The sequence below is a fragment of the Gordonia sp. UBA7860 genome, from assembly GCF_002500165.1.
Classification (GTDB): Bacteria; Actinomycetota; Actinomycetes; order Mycobacteriales; family Mycobacteriaceae; genus Gordonia; species Gordonia sputi.
Window position 1 is genome coordinate 1 of sequence record NZ_DLSO01000145.1, and the last position, 3,273, is coordinate 3,273.

At 64.4% G+C, this 3,273-nt stretch carries 3 protein-coding genes; 2 read left to right on the plus strand and 1 reads right to left on the minus strand.

Features of this window, described 5'->3' with window-relative positions:
- On the minus strand, positions 1 to 640 hold a 640-nt coding region (locus B3T59_RS18105), incomplete at its 3' end, for an alpha/beta hydrolase-fold protein (protein ID WP_287004599.1).
- Between the two features lie 460 nt (positions 641 to 1,100).
- Here B3T59_RS18105 and B3T59_RS18110 point away from each other — a divergent pair.
- Positions 1,101 to 1,910, plus strand: coding sequence for a CDP-diacylglycerol diphosphatase (locus B3T59_RS18110; protein ID WP_005203842.1), 810 nt, complete (start codon positions 1,101 to 1,103; stop codon positions 1,908 to 1,910).
- A gap of 463 nt (positions 1,911 to 2,373) precedes the next feature.
- On the plus strand, positions 2,374 to 3,273 hold a 900-nt coding region (locus B3T59_RS18115; protein ID WP_287004598.1), incomplete at its 3' end, for a TIGR04222 domain-containing membrane protein.

Genomic DNA, 3,273 nt, shown 5'->3' on the forward strand with positions numbered 1-3,273 from the left:
TCCACGGCGGGCCCCACATCGCGTCCGCGCTCAGCGGTCCGACGCCCGCTTCGACCCCGGCGTCGATGAGGGCGACGCGAATCGCCTCGCGCATGGTCGGCGCGGAGAGGTTGAGGTAGCCCGACATCGAGAAGATGTCGGAGATGCGGTTGCGGTGGTAGGCGCCGTAGATCATCGCGGCGTTGCCGCCCATCGAGATGCCCATCATGGCGTACTTCTGTTTCGGTCCCACCGCGAGACCGCGTGCGTCGAGCGCACGGATGATCCCGTCGAGGCGGCACGTCCAGCGGTACCGGTAGGCGATCTTGCTCGCCGGGCTCTTGGTCTCCCAGTCGGAGTAGAAGCTCGCGAGGCCGCCGACCGGCTGGATGACGTTCACTCCGGAATCCGCCATCCGCTGGATATGCGTCTCGTGGCGCCAACCACTCATATCGCTGGTGGCACGCAGGCCGTCGAGCGCGATGACCGTCTTGTAATTGCCCGCGCGCGTCCACATGTCGACAGGGGTGGCCGGCATCCCGCAGCCACCGACATAGAAGCGGCCGAAGTAGGCAGCATTTGCCGACCCCGCATTGACCAACCCGACGCTCAACGCCGTCGCGACCAGAACCACCACAACGACCACACGCCGCACGGACACGACGGACCACCACGATCTCTTACGCACCGGTGAACCGTATTGCGGCCGCCCGCACCCATGCCAGGCCAATCGGACGTCGTGACCACAGGTCTCCGACATTGAGACCGGGCAGTTACCAAAGTGGCAGATGTGACTCATGTTAATTAGAGTTACTCGTTTGCTTAGCTCGGACGCCGCCGTCGCGGTCGAGTCGAGAGGGGCGCCACGCCGTCTACGTCTGCCGAACGCAGGACACGAATTGCCCGCTTTCACGTAGTGACCGTGCCCGCACGTGGAACGATGATCCCGCACGAGCCGCCGCGCTCGACGCCGATGGCCACCAGCATCGACGTCGAAGACCACCTGAATCGGCGAGAGGCCAGAGATGAAGCCCCTACTGCGTACGACGTCGTTTCGGACAACACCACGAGCGTGCGGGGGTCGACGACTGGCCGCACTCGCCATCGGTGCGGCGATCGCCATGAGCACAGCATTCGGAGGCGGCATCGCCACAGCCGCACCCAAGGTCGCGCCGCCACCGGCAGGGTGCGGACTCGACTCGGACTCCGGAAAGACGGACCCCCGATTCACACTCTGGGACGACGTGAAGGGTGAGACGGGCGTCAAGCCGTTCAAGCCCGGCAACCTCGACGTCGTGACGCCCGCGGCGAAGTACCAACCCGACAAGAAGCACCCCAAGCGTTACGCGATACGCCTCGGCGGCGATCATCCCGGGCACGGCGACGATTACCTGCTGGTGCCGACCAATCGCATCAAGGGCATCGAATGCTCCTACCTGTGGGACGGCTCGCAGTTGAACCTCTGGTACTCCGCATGGGCGGAGGCCCAGAAGTGGGTCACCAAGGTTCCCGCGAAACCCCTTGCCATTGGCGTGAATTCAGCCGAGGCACGAGGGAAGGATCAGCTTCACATCCACCTCGCGGTGGCCAATCCCGCGACCGTGTCGGCGCTCAAGGCGATCAAGAATCCGCAGCGGAACCTTGATAAGTGGACCACGACCAACGTCAACCTCCCGGTGAATGATCCGCACAAAACGAAGACGAGCGCGCAGTTCCGTGTCGTGAAGTACACCGGCTCGCTGCCGAATCTGTTCCGAGTTCTCCACAAGCAACTCCCCAAGGGCGAGGCGATGTACACGCAGTCGATCGCCGTCATCGACGCCGGCACGCCCAACACGTACTACGTCCTCAACAGCACACCGAATCTGCCGGGACAGTCACCGGCCCACGGAACCGGGCTCGCCGACTACGTCTACGGGTGGGGCGTGTAAGTCGTTCACGCGCTCGACAGCGATTCGTCGAATCATTGGTCGTCAGTCACGAATCGGTGACGAAGTGCGGCGGGGAGTGGCTATTTGCGACGCCGCCCCGATACTGAGATGACCTGGCGCGGTGCACGTTCCACGCCACACAGCTCTTCGATACCAAAAAGAAGGAGGTGGTCATGAACAACGACACCGAGACAACAGATGACGTACACGATCACCTCGACGTGACCCAGCTCTGACCTTTCCTGGTCCACGGGTCATCTTGCGCGGCAACAACTCCCGACAAGGCTGATAGCCCCCTCCGGGTACGCCGCACTCCCCTGCGCCCAACCCCATCTCGGGGTCCGTCGGGCACCCACACATCGACGTTCCAGCCGACCTGCCGGCACCGAGGATCTACGCGATGGCGCGTTGCTGATCCGCCGGCGACCTGTGGTCGACCCCTTCACGAAAGGTGGTGGTACACATGCACAGTCAGAACACCTGGGGAATCTCCGGGCCGGTCTTCCTCGTCATCTTCGCCACAACATCCGTTGCATGCTGGCTCTGGGCGATCTGCGACATCTACCGCGCACGACGCATCCGCCTCGACGATCCGATCGAACGACTGACACCCACGGAGATCGGCATGCTGGTCTCCGATCGCAACGCACACCTCGCGGCGCTCACACAACTACTCACGCAGGGATACGTTGATTCCGACGGCCGGCCGACCCCCACGCCGTCGCGCACGAAGTCCCGACTCGATCAACTGTCTCGCACGATCCTCGAGGCACTCCGCAACCAGTCGGGAAAGCCCAACAATGTGGCCAGAACAACCCGGTGGGCCCGCACCGACCTACGCAACGAACTACGCGCACGCGGCTACCTCACGACGCCCTCCGCCCGAGGCGCCCGACTCGCGTTGGTGCTCGTCATGGTCGTCGGCGTGATCCGGGTCATCGCGGGGCTGAGCAACGGAAAGCCGACCGGCCTGCTGCTCGCCTTCCTCTTCGCCGACCTGATGTTCCTGCCGCTGGTGGCATGCATCCAAGAACGACGCACGATCCGCGGCAACACGGCATTGGCCGCCGCACGATCGAGGAACCGACATCTCCGACCTGAACTACGGCCTGCCGTACGCACATATGGTCCGACGGCCGCAGCGATCGGCGTGGCGCTCTTCGGCATCCGCATCGTCGAGCTCGTCGATCCCCCCTTCGCAGCCAACGCGAAAGCATCGACCGGGCACTTCGGCGGCTCGTGGAGTGCAGGTGGCGACTTCGGAGGCGGCTTCGGTTCGTCGAGTAGCTGCGGTTCGTCGAGTAGCTGCGGTTCGTCGAGTAGCTGCGGGGGCGGCGGCGGAGGCTGCGGCGGGGGGGGGGGG